At 66.8% G+C, this 16089-nt stretch carries 14 protein-coding genes; 2 read left to right on the top strand and 12 right to left on the bottom strand.

All coding sequences use genetic code 11. The features are described from left to right. From ACN5KJ_RS19950 to fcl, 4 genes are all read right to left on the bottom strand, one after another. A partial coding sequence (locus ACN5KJ_RS19950) for a hypothetical protein (RefSeq protein WP_418595904.1) occupies nt 1-1056 on the bottom strand: 1056 nt, incomplete at its 3' end. Between the two features lies 1 nt (nt 1057). After that, nucleotides 1058-2359 (bottom strand): hypothetical protein, encoded by a 1302-nt coding sequence (locus ACN5KJ_RS19945; protein WP_418595902.1) that lies wholly within the window; start codon nt 2357-2359, stop codon nt 1058-1060. A gap of 19 nt (nt 2360-2378) precedes the next feature. Beyond that, nucleotides 2379-3791 carry a mannose-1-phosphate guanylyltransferase/mannose-6-phosphate isomerase gene (locus ACN5KJ_RS19940; RefSeq protein WP_418595900.1) on the bottom strand — a complete coding sequence of 471 codons (1413 nt, stop codon included), beginning with the start codon at nt 3789-3791 and terminating at the stop codon, nt 2379-2381. 43 nt (nt 3792-3834) lie between these two features. Then, the gene (gene fcl / locus ACN5KJ_RS19935) at nt 3835-4797 is read right to left on the bottom strand and encodes a GDP-L-fucose synthase (protein WP_418595898.1); all 963 of its coding nucleotides are present in this window, start codon (nt 4795-4797) and stop codon (nt 3835-3837) included. A 111-nt stretch (nt 4798-4908) separates the two neighbouring features. Here fcl and ACN5KJ_RS19930 point away from each other — a divergent pair, with 111 nt between their 5' ends. Together ACN5KJ_RS19930 and ACN5KJ_RS19925 are read left to right on the top strand one after the other, a co-directional pair. Then, nucleotides 4909-6957 carry a glycosyltransferase gene (locus tag ACN5KJ_RS19930; RefSeq protein WP_418595896.1) on the top strand — a complete coding sequence of 683 codons (2049 nt, stop codon included), beginning with the start codon at nt 4909-4911 and terminating at the stop codon, nt 6955-6957. After that, the gene (locus ACN5KJ_RS19925) at nt 6957-7715 is read left to right on the top strand and encodes a sulfotransferase domain-containing protein (RefSeq protein ID WP_418595894.1); all 759 of its coding nucleotides are present in this window, start codon (nt 6957-6959) and stop codon (nt 7713-7715) included. Before ACN5KJ_RS19930 ends, ACN5KJ_RS19925 begins: the two co-directional genes overlap by 1 nt. A 131-nt stretch (nt 7716-7846) precedes the next feature. Here the strand turns inward: ACN5KJ_RS19925 and gmd are convergent, their stop codons facing one another. The 8 genes from gmd to rfbC form a co-directional block, all read right to left on the bottom strand. Continuing rightward, nucleotides 7847-8965, bottom strand: a complete 1119-nt coding sequence (gene gmd, locus ACN5KJ_RS19920; RefSeq protein ID WP_347168126.1) for a GDP-mannose 4,6-dehydratase — start codon at nt 8963-8965, stop codon at nt 7847-7849. Nucleotides 8966-9307: 342 nt separating this feature from the next. Then, nucleotides 9308-10342: a glycosyltransferase family 10 domain-containing protein gene (locus tag ACN5KJ_RS19915; RefSeq protein WP_418595892.1), complete on the bottom strand. Its 1035-nt coding sequence runs from the start codon at nt 10340-10342 to the stop codon at nt 9308-9310. A gap of 15 nt (nt 10343-10357) precedes the next feature. Then, nucleotides 10358-11392 carry a hypothetical protein gene (locus tag ACN5KJ_RS19910; protein ID WP_418595890.1) on the bottom strand — a complete coding sequence of 345 codons (1035 nt, stop codon included), beginning with the start codon at nt 11390-11392 and terminating at the stop codon, nt 10358-10360. Then, entirely contained in the window at nt 11386-12327 is a 942-nt protein-coding gene (locus ACN5KJ_RS19905; RefSeq protein WP_418595889.1) for a glycosyltransferase family 2 protein, read from the bottom strand. The genes ACN5KJ_RS19910 and ACN5KJ_RS19905 overlap by 7 nt, the downstream gene beginning before the upstream one ends. 6 nt (nt 12328-12333) lie before the next feature. Beyond that, on the bottom strand, nt 12334-12864 hold the full coding sequence (locus ACN5KJ_RS19900; RefSeq protein WP_418595887.1) for a hypothetical protein: 531 nt from the start codon (nt 12862-12864) through the stop codon (nt 12334-12336). A 154-nt stretch (nt 12865-13018) separates the two neighbouring features. Beyond that, nucleotides 13019-13888, bottom strand: coding sequence for a glucose-1-phosphate thymidylyltransferase RfbA (gene rfbA / locus ACN5KJ_RS19895; protein ID WP_418595885.1), 870 nt, complete (start codon nt 13886-13888; stop codon nt 13019-13021). Nucleotides 13889-14032: 144 nt separating this feature from the next. Further along, nucleotides 14033-15079, bottom strand: a complete 1047-nt coding sequence (rfbB, locus tag ACN5KJ_RS19890; RefSeq protein ID WP_418595908.1) for a dTDP-glucose 4,6-dehydratase — start codon at nt 15077-15079, stop codon at nt 14033-14035. Then, nucleotides 15079-15657 carry a dTDP-4-dehydrorhamnose 3,5-epimerase gene (rfbC, locus tag ACN5KJ_RS19885; protein ID WP_418595883.1) on the bottom strand — a complete coding sequence of 193 codons (579 nt, stop codon included), beginning with the start codon at nt 15655-15657 and terminating at the stop codon, nt 15079-15081. The genes rfbB and rfbC overlap by 1 nt, the downstream gene beginning before the upstream one ends. Between the last annotated feature and the right edge of the window lie 432 nt (nt 15658-16089).

Raw genomic sequence — 16089 nt, 5'->3', positions numbered from 1 at the left:
CGCCGCGGCCTGTGCCTGGTCCAGCTCCTGGCGCAGGCCCTCCGCCTCGGCGCGGGCTGCGGCGAGGGCGCCTTCCAGATCGCCGAGCCTGTGCTGGGCGGTGTCCTTTTCGGCGGTGATCTCTGCGAGATCCGCCCGTTCCGCCTCTGCATCGGCCTGTAACTCGGCCCGTGCCGCCGTGAGCGCCGCGTTCTGCTGCCGGAGATCTTGCGCCGCGGCCTGTGCCTGGTCCAGCTCCCGGCGCAGGCCCTTCGCCTCGGCGCGGGCTGCGGCGAGGGCGGTCTCGGCGTCGGTGAGGGCGCGGTCGCGTTGGGCCTGGACCTCTTTCAGGTCGTCCGCGAGCCGATCGAGCCTGTCGGTCAGCGCGGCGATGATGCGGTCCCGTTCGGCCAGCACCATGCGCGCCTCCTGGCCGGCGCGGTCAAGGTCGAAGGCGGCGACCGGCATGTCGGGATCGGAGCTGTCGGTCCTGCTGCGGCGATAGCCGGCCTGCTCCAGACGCGTGGCAAGGGCGGCGCCGGTGCTGCCGCCCTCGTAAAGGACCGCATCCGGCAGCATCAGGACGATGCGCGAGAAGGGCGGCTGCCCCTTGGTGGGCAGGACCGCGTCCAGAACCTCCATTTCAAAGCCGGATGCGCCGAGGATCAGCAGGTTGTCGCTTCCTTCCAGCCGGGCCTGTTCCAGGGCCTCGGAGGGAGAGATCGTATCGATGCTGGTCTGGCGCGTTTCGCGCAGCCCGGGAAAAATCCGCTTGAGGCCGGTGGCCGGTCGCAGGGCGGCATAGCCCTTGATGTTGAAGTCCTGCAGGCTGGCCGTACCGCTGCTGCGCGACAGCAGGGCAGGGTGGATCTCGATCCGGGCAAGCGGCGCGCTGGCGGTCGGGACGCGCAGCGCCTTTGCCGCGGCCGGAAGGGCGAAAGCCACGAGCCGGTCTGCCTGCGTCCCCGACAGCGACGCGGCGAGGGCTTCAAGCCCCGGCCCCACATAGAGCGCGGTTGCGAATGTCTCGGTCGCCTCGAGAAGGGCAGGGGTGTCGGTTCTGAGGCTTTCGCGCATGTCAGCGGCGCCCCCGCAGAAGGCCGGCGATCTTGCGCAGCGACCCGGTCAGGCGCATCGAGCGAGAGCCCATGATCCGGTCGATTTCCCTGCGGGCCATGGTCAGATCCTCGTCGCGCTGGGTCAGGGCCGCGGCGGTCTGTGCCTGCGTTTCAAGGGCGGCCTTGAGCTCTGCGGTTCTTTGATCCCGTTCAAGCAGGACGCGGTCCCTGGTCTCTTCCACGGCTTTCAATTGGACCCGAAGGCTGTGCTGGATGCCCATGGCGCGGACCTCCCTGGCGTCCATTTCCTGCTCCAGTTTCTGCATGTCCGAGAGCATGGCAGCCTGCTGGTCGGCCAGCAAGCTATTGCGTGCGGAGGCTGCATCCAGTTTTTCCCGGAGGCCCGCCTTTTCCTGTTCCGCCGCGCGACCGTTCTGCTCCAGCTTTTCCTGAAGCTCTTCCATGTCGGCGATCATCGCTGCCTGCTGGGCCATCAGCTGGGCCTGCGCATCGGAGGCGGCCTGAAGCTGTGCCTGCAGGCCCGCCTTTTCCTGTTCCGCTTCCTGTTCTGCCGTGAGGGCGCTCGTTTGCAAGCCGTTCCGCAGCTCTTCCATGTCGGCGACTATATCCGCCTGATGCGAGAGCAGCAGCTCGACGTGGGCGGTTTTCCTTGCCAGCTGCTGGCCGAGGTCGTGGCTGGTGTCCATGGCCTGTCTTTGCAGCGATTCCACCGTGTCCTGTTTGTCGCGCAGGGCCGCATAGGCCTGAAGGGCCAGGTCGGCGGGGGCCGGATCCTCTTCGTTGGACAGTGTCTGTGTGCTGGCCACCAGTTCGTCATGCGCGGCCCGGGCGTCCTGGTCTTCTGCCAGAATGGCCTGGGCCATGATATAGGCCAGCGGGCTGGGGGGCGCGGTGTCCGGGATATCGCCCAGCAGGCGGCTGTCGGCCTCGACCCCCAGCCGGGCCAGGCCGGCGGCGGCGAACCGCTGCAGGTGCGCCGCCTCGTAGATCGTCGATCGCTTTCTGTTGTGGCGATGCAGGTCCAGCGCCTGGCCCGTGGCGGCTGTCCAGTTCTGCAGGACGGCGGCGATGTCCTCCTGGGCGGACATCGCGGCGCAGAGCGCGCGGACCGGGTCTTCGTAAAGCAGGCAGAGCCTGGCCTCGGGGTCGGCGGAGAGCTGTCGGGCGGCGTCCTGCGCCGAGAGCGCCGGCCCCTGTTCCGTGCCGTCCGGGCCGATGAGGCCGGTCAGCGCGGTGGCGATCTTCCGGGCTTGTGCGCCCGGCAGGGCATGCACCACGAGGCGGGGGCTGTCATTCGTCATGGCGATGTCCTCGGCGGGGTCAGGTGCGGGCGTAGATGTCTTCGTAGCGAAGGATGTCGTCCTCGCCGAGATAGCTGCCGGTCTGTACCTCGATCAGCACCATGGGCACCTTGCCGGGGTTCTCCATGCGGTGAACGGCCCCCAGCGGAATGTAGACGGACTGGTTCTCGGTCACCAGCCTGACCTCCTCGTCGATGGTCACGCGGGCGGTGCCTTCCACCACGATCCAGTGCTCGGAGCGGTGGTGGTGGCTTTGCAGCGACAGCGCGGCGCCGGGATGCACGTGGATGCGCTTGACCTGGAAGCGGTTGCCCACCACCAGGCTTTCGAACCAGCCCCAGGGGCGGTGATCCTTGGGGAACATGGTGGCCTGCTTGGCGGATTTTGCCTTGAGCGCGGCCACCGCCAGTTTCACGTCCTGCGCACGCGAGGCATCGGCAACCAGCACCGCATCCGGCGTGGCCACGGTGATGACGTTCCTGAGCCCCAGGCCCACCAGCTCGACCCGGTCGTCTTCCGAGCGCAGCAGCGTGTTCTCGCAGTCGATGGCCGTAGCAGTGCCGCTGGTGGCCACGCCGCGGGCGTCCTGGGCGCTTTCGCGCCAGACCGCGTCCCAGCCGCCCAGGTCGGACCAGCCGGCCGAGAAGGGGACGACCGACAGCCCGTCGCTGCGTTCCATGATCGCGTAGTCGATCGAGATGTCCCCGGCCCCGGACCAGGGCTCGGGGGCCAGGCGCAGGAAGCCCAGATCGCTTTTCGCCTCGGCGACGGATTGCGCCACGGGGGGCACCAGCTCGGGGGCCAGGGTGCGGAAGGCGTTCAGGATCGTGCCGACGGAGAACAGGAAGATCCCCGCGTTCCACAGGTACATGCCCGAGGCGACCATCTCTTCGGCGCGGGCGGCATCGGGTTTTTCCACGAAGCGCTTGAGCGCGATGGCGCTGTCGCCGGGCGCCTCGGAGAGTTCCAGGTAGCCATAGCCGGTTTCACCGTGGGTCGGGGTGATGCCGAAGGTGACGATCTGGCCGTTCCGGGCGGCCTCGGTGCCCTTTTCGACGGCGGCGCGGAAGGCCTCGGGGTCGGGGATCACGTGATCGGAGGGCGCGATCAGCATCAGCGCATCCGGGTTGCTCTGCTCGAGATAGAGCGCGGCGGCCAGGATGGCGGGGGCGGTATTGCGCCCCTCGGGTTCGATCAGCACGGCGCCGGGGTCGATGCCGATCTCGGACAGCTGTTCGGTGACGATGAAGCGGAAGTCGTTGTTCGTCAGCACCAGGGGCCTGTCGAATGCGCTGCCGGACAGCCGTTCCGCCGAGGCCTGGAACAGGGTCCTGTCGCCCACCAGAGGCACGAACTGCTTGGGGTAGGATTTACGCGAGAGGGGCCAGAGCCGGGTACCGGAGCCGCCGCAGAGAAGAATGGGTGTGATCATATATATGCTCTTGAAACATGTGTGGTTCGGAAGGACAGGGGGGTTACAGGCGCAGGGTGCCGGCGTCCTGCTGGTCGAGAAACCATTGATAGGTGGTGCCGATCCCGTCCCCGAGCGCGATGCTTGCCTGCCACCCCAGCCGCGACAGCCGGTCGACATTCATCAGCTTCCGCATCGTCCCGTCCGGTTTCGACGGGTCGGTGTGGATCTCGCCCTCGAAACCGACAGCCTGGGCCACGATCCGGGCCAGTTCCAGGATCGTGACATCCGAGCCGGTGCCGACATTGATGTGGCTCAGCATGGGATCGGTTTCGCGGTCATAGACCGCGCGGGGCAGGTCCATCACGAAAAGAGAGGCCTCGGCCATGTCGTCCACATGCAGGAATTCGCGCCGGGGTGTCCCGGAGCCCCAGATGGTGACGGCGGGCGCGCCCTGTTCCTTGGCCTCGTGGAAGCGGCGGATGAGCGCGGGCAGGACGTGCGAATTCTCGGGGTGAAAATTGTCGCCCGGCCCGTAGAGGTTGGTGGGCATCACCGAGCGATAGTCGACACCGTGCTGCCGGTTGTAGCTTTCGCAGAGCTTGATCCCGGCGATCTTGGCGATGGCGTAGGGCTCGTTGGTGGGTTCCAGCGGGCCGGTCAGAAGCGCGTCTTCCGCCATCGGTTGCGGGGCGGCCTTGGGATAGATGCAGGAGGAGCCCAGCTGCAGCAGCCTGCCCACGCCGGCGGCGAAGGCCTGGTGGATCACGTTGCACTCGATCATCAGGTTTTCGTAGATGAAATCCGCCGGGTAGGTGTTGTTGGCGTGGATGCCGCCGACCTTGGCGGCGGCCAGGATGACGGCGTCGGGGCGTTCCTTCTGGAAAAAGGCGCGGACGCGCGACTGATCCCTGAGGTCGAGCTCTGCGGAGGTGCGGGTGATGACGTCGCTGTCTGCGGTGGCGCCGAGGCGTCTCAGGATCGCGCCGCCGACCATGCCGCGGTGTCCTGCTAGGAAAATTCTCATTGGCTCTCTCTCAGGCTTTCAACCACGGAAATATACAAGATCGCCCTCGAACTCCATGGATCAATGTGCTTAGTGTTCTCAATAGGTTCAGGGATTACATGAAGATTTTCAATGGTTGTGAAACTAACTGACTTTTGGCGAGATCTGGCTGCCATCCAGTCCACTCTCGACGAGCAGGAGCGCGCGCATGCGCTGACAAGACTGGGGCAGTTCGTTGCGGAGGATGGCTCTGCGGCACGGAAGCGGATCCTGGAGCAGGTCCTGGACACTTTGCAGATCGAGGCCCCGGTTGCCTGGGTCGGCGCGGGTGCGGGGGCGGGTGAGGACGCCGATACGCTTCCCGCGATCACATCCGAGGGCGCAGAGGGCATTTCCGTTGTCACCTGCGCGATGAACAGGACCGAAAACCTGCTGTCCGCGCTCCGGTCCTGGCTTGGGTTCACGGAAATCTCGGAAGTCATCATCGTGGACTGGTCGTCCGACGTGCCCGTCGCACAGAGCCTGCGGGAGCAGGGCATCGACGACCCGCGCATCCGGATCCTGCGGGTGGACGGAGAGGCGCGCTGGATCCTGTCCTATGCCTTCAACGCGGGGTTCCGGGCCGCGCGTTTCGACAAGATCCTCAAGGTCGATGCCGACCTGCTGCTGATGCCCGATTTCTTCGCGCGCAACCCTCTGCCGGCCCGCAGTTTCGTTGCCGGCAACTGGCGGACGGCCGAGCCGGGACAGGCGCATGTGAACGGGTTCTTCTTCGTCACCCGGGACGTTCTGTCCGAGGTGGCGGGGTTCAACGAATTCATCACCACCTATGGCTGGGACGACGACGATCTGTACCATCGGCTGATCGACATCGGCGCCCGGCGGATCGATGTGGCGGGCAACACGATCCACCATCAGGACCACAGTGACGCAGAGCGGATCGGCGGCGGCGACCGGGCGGCGCCCGGCACGGCCCTGGGCGACATCACCTCGGGCACGATGTACTGCATCCGCCGGAATCGCTTTCTGGCCCATGTCATGCCCCTGTGGAACCGGGACCGACAGCTTCTGCCGTTCCGGATTCTGGGCAGCCGGGGGCCGGTCGTGACAATGGCGCGTGCGGGCGAGGTTCCGCATCCGGTGCCCGATCCGGTCTGGGAGGACGCCGGGCATTACGCGCTGGCCGAGATGGCCTCCTGGCGCTTCGGACCATCCATTCTGTCGGTGCCGCGAGAGGCGCTTCCGGGCCTGCTGGATCGCCCCGGGGCCGAGATCGGGCCCGATCTGATCGCCCGCGCCGCACAGCGGCCCGAGGCGCCCCGGATCGTCTCTTCCCGTCCGCGGCTGTTCATCGATGCGCAGCACGGGCTGGGCAACCGCATGCGGGCCATGGGCTCGGCGGCGGCCATTGCCGAGGCGACGGATCGCGAACTCGTGGTCGTCTGGGAGCCGGATCACCACTGCGAGGGGCGGCTGTCGGATCTCTTCGACTACAAGGGCGCCGTCATCGAAGAGGCCTTCGTCCAGCAGGCCTGGGGGCGGGGGTGCCTGGTGTACAACTACATGGAGATCGAGGAGGGCGCGCAGAAGGATGCGCCTCTGGATCTGAGCTGGGGCGGCGATATCTACGCCCGCGCCGCCTATGTACTGAACGCCGCGCCCTCGACCTGGGAGGCGGAAAACCGCTTTCTGCGCGGGCTGACGCCGGTCGAGGCCGTGCGCGACCTGGTGGCCTCGGTCCGGACCCCCAACGCCGTCAGCGCGCATGTGCGGATGGTGGGCGCGCCGGGGTCGGATAACGCAAGTTATGACCGCGCCGAGAACTGGACCGCCGAAGGCCATGCCGCGATCAACCACTGGCGCGAGAAAAGCCATTATTCGCACTTCATGGCGCGCCTCGATGCGCTGATCGGGGAAGGCCGCGCCGAGCGGATCTTCGTTGCCGCCGACATGCCCGAAACCTACGAGGCCTTCACTCAGGTCTACGGGGGTCGGGTTGCCTATCTGCAGCGCTCTCTTTACGACCGGTCGGCGGAGCAGCTGCACTATGCGCTGGCGGATGCGATGCTGCTGGGGGCTGCGCCGTTGCTGCTGGGGTCGAACTGGAGTTCGTTCACGGAGCTGGCGACGCGGCTGTCGCCCAATCAGGTGAAAATGGAAGTGAGCGGGGTGGATTTCTGATGCATGTCGGCGATGATAGCGAAATAAGACCTCTCGTTCTGATTTCGAACTCAATTCCAAAGTCTGGATCTACGTTTCTATTCGAGCTTCAGAAAAGCTTCCTGATTAATAGCCTTCAGGATTTTGTTTGTCCGGGTGGTGGTGATTATCCAGATGATCTAGAGTTTACAGCAGACTACCTTCACAATCCAGATGCAGATAGCTTCCTGAGATACATTGAAGAAAATGATAAGAGGGCGGGGACGTCTATTGTTAAGGTTCATCGCATTGTCTCGAAAGGGCTGTGCGATCAAATTGTAAAAAATCCATGTGTTTATATGTCTCTGGTGGTGCGTGACCCTATAGATATTTACTTGAGCGCAAGAGACCATTTTCGCCGAAATGGTGAGTTTTCAGAGTTTGGGAGGCCCCAGACTGGAGTGGGGATCGTGAATGGATACTTCTCAAGGATTTTTGATAGCGTTCAAGAAATTTCCACGAGAGAAAAGGTTTCCGTGGTGAAGTACGAAGATATTATTTTAGATCCGATCGACGCTCTGCGACAGTCTCTTCCGAGCAGTGTCGTGGAAGATCTATCTAATAAGGAGGTGGAGCGGCGATTGGATTTAGAAGAAGTGAAGCGACGTTCATCCTTCAGGGTAAATCCAGATAGGAAATCGAGAGATGATCGATTTGAAAGTGATGCTGAGAGGGGCTTTGTAGTGCTGGGTCTCCAAGATTTGCGAGTTCGCATGGGGTACGAAAGCCATGAAGAATAACTGAGTCTGAAATTTCCTGATGGGCTTATAGTTTGTCAGTATCTTATCGATGGCTGCATAAGCGCCGGAGATCCAATTTTTCATTTGCACAAGCGGGCGCTTCCTGAAATCGCAGGAAGCGCCCTGTCTCGTCACTCCAAACTGACCGCCATCTCCATCCCGTGCTCTTTCAGCAAGGCATGGCGACGGGCGGTCTTCAGGTCTTCCGCGACCATCTCGGCACACATCTCCTGTGCGGTGATCTCCGGTTCCCAGCCAAGTTTGGCCTTGGCCTTGGCCGGATCGCCCAGCAGCGTTTCCACCTCGGCGGGGCGGAAATAGCGGGGGTCGATGCGCAGGATCACGTCGCCCGGCTTGAGGGCGGGGGAGATGCTGTTGTCGACCGAAACGACGGTGGCGATCTCGTCCACGCCCTCGCCGGTGAACTCCAGCTCGATGCCCAGCTCGGCGGCGGACCAGCGGATGAAGGCGCGCACGGAATATTGCAGGCCGGTGGCGATCACGAAATCCTCGGCCGCGTCCTGCTGCAGCATCATCCACTGCATCCGCACGTAGTCCTTGGCGTGGCCCCAGTCGCGCAGGCTGTCGATGTTGCCCATGTAGAGGCATTCTTCCAGCCCCTGCGAGATGTTGGCCAGGCCGCGGGTGATCTTGCGGGTCACGAAGGTTTCGCCGCGGCGCGGGCTTTCGTGGTTAAACAGGATGCCGTTGCAGGCATACATGCCATAGGCCTCGCGGTAGTTCACCGTGATCCAGTAGGAATACAGCTTGGCCACCGCATAGGGCGAGCGCGGATAGAAGGGCGTCGTCTCGCGCTGCGGGATTTCCTGCACCAGGCCGTAGAGTTCGGAGGTCGAGGCCTGGTAGAAGCGGGTCTTCTTTTCCAGGCCCAGGAAACGGATCGCTTCCAGCAGGCGCAGGGTGCCGATGCCGTCGACGTCCGCGGTGTATTCCGGGGCTTCGAAGCTGACCGCGACGTGGGACTGGGCGCCGAGGTTGTATACTTCGTCCGGCTGCACCTCCTGGATGATGCGCGTCAGGTTCGAGGTATCGGTCAGGTCGCCGTAATGCAGCTGGAAGTTCTGATTGTTGGTATGCGGGTCCTGGTAGATGTGGTCCACGCGCTGTGTGTTGAACAGCGAGGCGCGGCGCTTGATGCCGTGGACCTCGTAGCCTTTTTCCAGAAGGAATTCCGCCAGGTAGGATCCGTCCTGACCTGTAATGCCGGTGATCAATGCTTTGCGTGCCAAACCAAAACTCCTTTTGGGCCAAGTGCCCCAAAACCGGGGGGAAAAGCAACTCCGAATAGGTCGGAGCGGGGGGCCGCGAAGCCCGCCTGCGGCCTGGTCCGCAGCGCATCGACCCCGCGAACCCGGTTCAGCCGCAACCGGGAGGGGCCAGCGATGTGAGGGCAGGATGGCGGCCCTATGCCCGCGGTGCGGCGGCACTCATGACGCCGCAGACGAAAAGCGGGGCGCCGATGCCTTCGGCCCGAGGCCCGGGATCGGGATGCCGGCAAACCCGACCCCGGAAGAATGGGGCCAGCCGTCTCTCTCGCCGCCCTGCGCGTCGGCGGGGGGCCGCCGATGCCCTCAGGCAGGGCGCGCGCAGGCCTGCTCCAGTTCGGCGACAAGGGCGCTTTGCACCCGGCGGCGCTCTGCCAGCCAGTGCTGCGGCTCCGAGAACAGCGCCTGAAGCCTGACATTGGCCTCCCGGACCGCCTCGGCGTCCTGTTGCCGCGCGCGGTCCTGCAGATGCGCTGCCCCGTCCTCCGGCGTCATTCCCCAGAGGTTGACCCAGGATCCCTCCGGCAGGCCCAACTCGTGGATGCGATGCCCGGGGCTGGCCCAGTAGACCGGCAGCGATCCGCAGGCGAAGGCGTCAAAGACTTTCTCGGTGATGTAATCGGGGTGGTGGGTGTTCTCCAGCGCCCCCATCAGGCGGGCGCGCCCGTCCAGGCGCGTCAGCTTGTCCATGTGCCAGTCGGTGCTCAGCGCGAAGCGGCTCTGCCCGCCCTGCCAGCTCTGGCCCAGGCGCTCGACCACGCCGGTGGTGCAGGCCTCGGTCAGGTCGGTGCGCCAGGAGCACAGGCCCGTCAGGTCGGCCCCGGGCCATTCCACCCAGTGGTGCCGTGCGGCGCGGCGTTCGAACATGAAGGTCAGATCGACCGGGCGGCGGGCGAAATCCGCCTGCCAGTCCGCTGCCGGGCGCGCGGCATTGCGGGCAAAGCGGTAGCGGTAGGCATTGGCAAAGCGGTGGTTGGTCAGCAGGTAGTAGGGGATGCGCCGGAACCGGTAGATCGCGCTGGTGCAATGGTTCAGCTGCCGGACCGGCAGGGCCCCCCAGGCGGTTTCCACGTAGATCACCGGATCCAGCGGGCGCCCGCCCCAGATCGTGTCCCAGAAGGGTTCCTCGGACAGCAGCACCACGGGCGGTTGGCGCGCGCGCCAATCCGCGATCACCTCGTAGGGGGCATCCTGGATATCGAGCACATGGGCAAAGACGCAGAGATCGGCCCGGGACGGGCGGTCGACCAGCGTGATCCGGTCCTGGAACAGCGGCCAGAGCGCGGGGTAGCTGAGCGGCGTGCGAATGCCGTGAGGGCCGGATTTATAGACCTTGAGCATGGGCCCCCCGGAGCGTCAGAGCGCGCGCAGGCGCGTGTAGAGATCGTGCAGATAGGCCGGCCCCGGCAGGGCCAGGTCGAGATCGGCGCGCAGCCGGCCATAGGCGGCGGCCAGGATGTCGCTGCGCTGCTGCTGCTGCTCGGAGAGCTGCAGGCTCAGGGTGACCCTGGCGCCCAGGGGGCCCTCGGCGATCTGCGCCTCGAGCAGGCGGGCAAAGGGTCCGGGCTGGCGCGCCATGTCCCGGCGCAGCGGGCGGGGCAGCAGGGCGACGATCCGGGGCAGGGCGGTGAGAAGGGTGGCACTTTGACCCGGCGGGCAGAGCGTCAGGGCCTCGTCCAGGGCGGGCCGCCAGTCGGCAAGGCAGGCGGCGCGTTCGGCCCTGGGCCGCTCACGCAGGGCATGGGTCAGGGCCTGCAGGGTCGGGGCCGGATCCACGGGCGTGAGGGCATGCAGCAGGGCTGGCGCGCGGGTGACGCTCAGCCCGGAGCTGTCCGCCAGCGCCCTTTCGTAGAAGGCGCGCGCATCCGGTGCGGCGGGCCAGGTGGCCAGGCGGGCCAGCCAGTCGGCGGTGCGATAGACCAGCCGGCGCGGATCCGGCAGCAGCCCGGCGCAATCCGCCGCAGCGGGCTGCGGGGGCAGGCTGTCAAAGGCCGCGCTGTCGCTGCGGGGCAGGGGGTGGCTGTCATCGGCCAGCCACCAGGCGCTGTGCAGCAGGGCCAGGTCCGGCGCCGTCTGCGCAAGGGTCCGGCGCAGGCCGGCGAAGGCCTCGGCCTGCAGGCGGTCGCTGGGCGACAGCACCAGGGTATATTCCGTCTCGGCCATGTCCAGCGCGAGGCGCAGCAGGTCGCGATGCCCCCCCACCGGGCTGTCGGTCCGGATGGTCCGCGTGGGGTATTCGGCGGCAAAGCCCTGCAGCCGCGTCAGGCTGCGGTCGTCGCCGGAATGAAAGACCAGCAGGCAGTCGCCGGGGCCGCTGGCCCGGGCCAGGGCGCGCAGGGCCAGCTCCAGCTCGGGGCCCTCGTCGCGGGTGGCCATGGCAAAGGTCAGCATGGCGCCCGCCCCCCGGCCATCTGCAGGGCGATGCGCAGGGCCAGCACGGGGTCGTGCCGGATCAGCCGGGTCTCGTCCCCGGGGGGCAGGCAGGCCTGCCAGAAGCCGCGCACGGCGGTCAGCAGCTCGGCCCGCCACCGCGGGTCGATGTGGTAATAGATCCAGTCGAACAGCCCGCTGGCGAAATGCCGGAAGGCGTGGCGCAGGGGCGCGCGCGCAGGATCCTGCAGGCTGGCGCTGATTTCTTGCAGCGAAGCGATGGCGTCGATCCTTTCACGTCCGCGGGCATTGGTCATCCGGCTGCCGCCGGGCGAGACGGTATGGCTGGCGCAGATCCGGTCCGAGGCGAGGATGGTCCCGGCGGCCGCGAAGCTGTGCCAATGGGGGGCGACGTCCTCGTGCAGCCTGAGATCGGGAAAGCGGATGCCGGAGGCCTGCAGAAAGCCGGTGCGGTAGATCTTGTTCCAGGGGTAATTCGCCGTCTGGGCCAGCCAGGCGGCGGCCTGCCCGGAGATCGGCGCCAGGTGGCGCCCCCCCATGCCCGCCAGCCGCCAGAGCGCATCGTCATGGGGCATCTGGTGCCAGTGGCCCCGGGCGATGCGGCGGGTATCGGCGTGGCGGAACAGGCAGAAGTCGAACTCCCGCCCGGCCAGGTCGCGCCAGAGCGGGACCATGCCGGGGGTGATCATGTCATCGCTGTCGAAGAACAGCACATGGCTGGTCCGGATCGCGTCCAGCCCGCGGTTGCGGGCCGGGCCGGGGCCGGTGGCGCTGTCCTGGCGGATGACCTCTGCCCGGTCGGTCACGACCGGATCGGCGGACCCGTCATCGACCACCACGATCTGATCGAAGAGGCCCAGCCCGCCGGCCCCGGCCAGCAGCCGCTCCAGTGCGGCGCCGTCGTCGCGCACGGGAATGACCAGTCCGAGGCTCATGCCGCCTCAGACGACGAAGAGGCGCAGATCGATGATCGACAGACGGAAGCTGTGGGTCGGCAAAAAGAGGATCAGCTCGCGCCAGGCGGCTTCCGCCGGCACCGGTTCGCGGTAGTGGACGGGGATCGCATCCACGTGGCTGGCCTCTTCGGGGCGGAACAGCAGGTGCTTGTCGAAGAAGCAGTCGACGAACCCGTCGGGCCCGCCCGAGCGCAGCGCCGCGCGGGCCACGAAGACCTCGGGGGCGGCGATGCGCGCGGCAAAGCCGATGGTGCCCACGTGATGCAGCTTCTCGGCCGGCAGCCGCACATGCAGCCCGCACCAGCCGCCCTGGCCATGGGTCTGGGTCTCCAGCTCCAGGATGCGGCCCTCGGGCGAGCTGTAGCGCCCGCTGATCTCCAGGGCCGGGTCGGCGTGCAGGTCCAGGCCGGGCAGGAAATGGACATCGGTGGCCAGATCCCCTTCGCGGGTCTCCTGACGCATGATGGCCATGGCGTGGTTGGCTTGGCCGTCGGGGCCCAGGGCGATGCTGTCCATGGTCTTCCTTCAACGCAGGGAATGGAGTGAGTGATCAAGAGCTTGCTCACATATAGAGAACAGAGCGATCGAAGATCAACCGCCGCGGCCTGCCCCCCGCAGGCCCGGCCCGCCCAGGGCCGGACCCGGGTCCGGCCTGCGATCGGCCCGCGGTTCAGAGCAGCGCGGCGAGATAGCGGCCATAGTCGGTCTTCTGGAACATTTCGGCCCGTTTCGCGAGATCCGCATCGCTGATCCAGCCCTTGGCATGGGCGATTTCCTCGGGGCAGCCGGTCTGCAGCCCCTGCCGCTCGGTCAGGGTGCGCACGAAGTTGCCCGCGTCCAGCAGGCTGGCATGGGTGCCGGTGTCGAGCCAGGCATAGCCCCGCCCCATGCGCTCGACCTGCAGCTTGCCCGCGCGCAGGTAGATCTCGAGCAGGGCGGTGATCTCCAGCTCGCCCCTGGCCGAGGGCCGGACCCGGGCGGCAAGTTCGGGCGCTTCGCTGTCCAGGAAGTACAGCCCGGTCACCGCGTAGTTCGACGGCGGCCTGGCGGGCTTTTCGATGATCTCGCGGGCCGCGCCCTCGGCATCGAAGCCGACGACGCCGTAGCGCTGCGGATCCGCGACGCGATAGCCGAAGACCGTGCCGCCCTGGGACCGGGCATCGGCCTTGGCCAGCATCTCGGGCAGGGCGTGGCCGAAGAACAGGTTGTCGCCCAGCACCATGGCCGAGGGCGCGCCGTCCAGGAAGTCCGCGGCCAGCAGATAGGCCTGGGCCAAGCCGTCGGGGCTGTCCTGTACCAGATAGTGCAGCGAGATGCCCCATTGGCTGCCATCGCCCAGGGCGCGCTGGAACTGCGCCTGATCCTGGGGTGTGGTGATCACCGCGATGTCGCGGATCCCGCCCAGCATCAGGACCGAGATCGGGTAGTAGATCATCGGCTTGTCGTAGATCGGCAGCAGCTGTTTCGAGAGCCCCATCGTGATCGGGTAAAGCCGCGTGCCCGAGCCTCCGGCCAGGATGATGCCTTTGCGTCTGGTCATGATCGGGCTCCGGGATCGTGCAGGAAACGGGTCAGGATAGGGGCCGGGCTGTCGCGCCGGTCGGGCCGGTCGCGCCGGGGCCCGGCGGGGTGGGCGGGACAGTCGCGCCATGGGCCGATACCGCCCGGGAGATCCGCGGGATCGTCATCCCTGCCCCCCGGTGCCCAGCCGTTGCCCCACGCCCGCGCGCCCCTGCAGCGCGCGCCACCACCCGGTGTTGTCCAGATACCACTGGACGGTGCGCTCCAGCCCCTCGTCCAGCGTGCAGGCGGGGCGCCAGCCCAGCTCGTCCCGGACGCGCGCGGGGTCGATGGCATAGCGCAGGTCGTGCCCGGCCCGGTCCTGCACATGGGTGATCTGATCCGCATAGGGCCGCGCGCCGGGGCGCTTGCGGTCGAGGATGGCGCAGAGGCGCTGCACCAGGTCGATGTTGCGGGCCTCGGCCTCGCCGCCGATGTTGTAGCTGCGCCCGGTCCGGCCGCGTTGCAGCACCAGCAGCAGGGCCTCGGCGTGATCCTCGACGAACAGCCAGTCGCGCACGTTCAGCCCCTGCCCGTAGACCGGGATCGGCAGGCCGGCCAGGGCGTTCAGGATCACCACCGGCACCAGCTTTTCCGGGAACTGGAAGGGGCCGTAGTTGTTCGAGCAATTGCTCAGGACGACCGGCAGCCCATAGGTTTCGTGCCAGGCCCGCACCAGGTGGTCGCTGGCCGCCTTCGAGGCGGCATAGGGCGAGCGGGGGGCATAGGGCGTGTCCTCGCTGAAGCGGCCCGTCTGGCCCAGCGTGCCATAGACCTCATCCGTCGAGACATGGTGAAACCGGAAGCTGTCCGGCCGGCCCTGCGCCTGCCAATAGGCCCGGCTGGCCTCGAGCAGGGTGAAGGTGCCGCCCACATTGGTGTCGATGAAGGTGCCCGGCCCGTCGATCGAGCGGTCCACATGGCTTTCGGCGGCCAGATGCATGACCGCATCGGGCCGATGGGCGGCCAGGATCCGGTCCAGCGCGGCGCGATCGCGGATGTCGGCCCGTTCAAAGACATGCTGCGGATTGCCGTCCAGGCTGGCAAGATTGTCCAGGCACCCGGCATAGGTCAGCGCATCCAGCGAGATCACGGTATGGCCCCGCGCCACCGCCAGCCGCGCCACCGCCGAGCCGATAAAGCCGGCCGCCCCGGTCACCAGAAGCTTCATCATGCGTCACCATATGGGATTGGGCTGTAGTCGAAGGGGCTGTCGAGGCTGGCCAGGCCGGGGGCCTCGGCATCCTTGTCCGACAGGATCGGCGGCCCCTGCAGGCCCCAGTCCACGGCGATCTCCGGATCATCGAAGCGCACGGCCCCCTCGCAGTCCGGCGCATAGTAGCCGGTGCATTTATAGCAGATCTCGGTATCGGGCGCGCGGGTCACGAAGCCATGCAGGAAGCCTTGCGGGATCAGCATCTGCAGGCCGTTCTCGGCGCTCAGCTCATGGCCGACCCACTGGCCATAGGTCGGGCTGCCCCGGCGGATATCCACGGCCACATCGAACAGCGCGCCGGCGGCGCAGCGCACCAGCTTGTCCTGGGCATGGGGCGGCGCCTGGAAATGCAGGCCCCTGACGGTGCCGGCGCGCGCCGATCGGGACTGATTGTCCTGCACAAAGTCCAGCGCGATCCCATGGGCGGCCAGCGTCCTGCGGTTCCAGGTTTCGCAAAAGACGCCCCGGGCGTCCCCGAACCGTGCGGGCTGCAACAGAAGCACTCCGGGCAGGGCGGTCTTGGTGATCTGCACGGGCGGGCGCTCCTTGAGATGTGTCCCCCGGGCTTAGCAAGCAATCGCCGGCTTGTCACGCGAGCGAGACAGCCCCCGGCCTTGCCTGCGGCGGCCGCGCCGACAGGGGCTGCGGGGGGAGGGGCCGGGCCATGGTCCCGGGGTCACGGCGGGCCCAAGCTGTCCGACCGTGGCCGGGCGCGCCGGACCTGTTGCGTTCCGCATGGCCTCAGACCTGCGTCTCTCACGCAGGCCCGGCTCTGTCCGGGCCATGCCCGTTCTCCCTGCGTCTCGGCAGGACAGGGGAAAGCGACAGGTCTGATTTGCGCTGTGGATGTAAATCCACTATCCAGAATTCGCACTTCGTTTATGAAGCCACCCGCCTGCAGGAAAAGGCCTCAGAATCAAGGTTATGTTAATATTTCGGGGCGGGCAGCGCCGCGGGTTCGCGGC

Source organism: Ponticoccus sp. (in: a-proteobacteria), assembly GCF_048381735.1.
The sequence above is the reverse complement of the archived record's forward strand: the minus strand, read 5'-3'. Positions and strand labels throughout refer to the sequence as shown.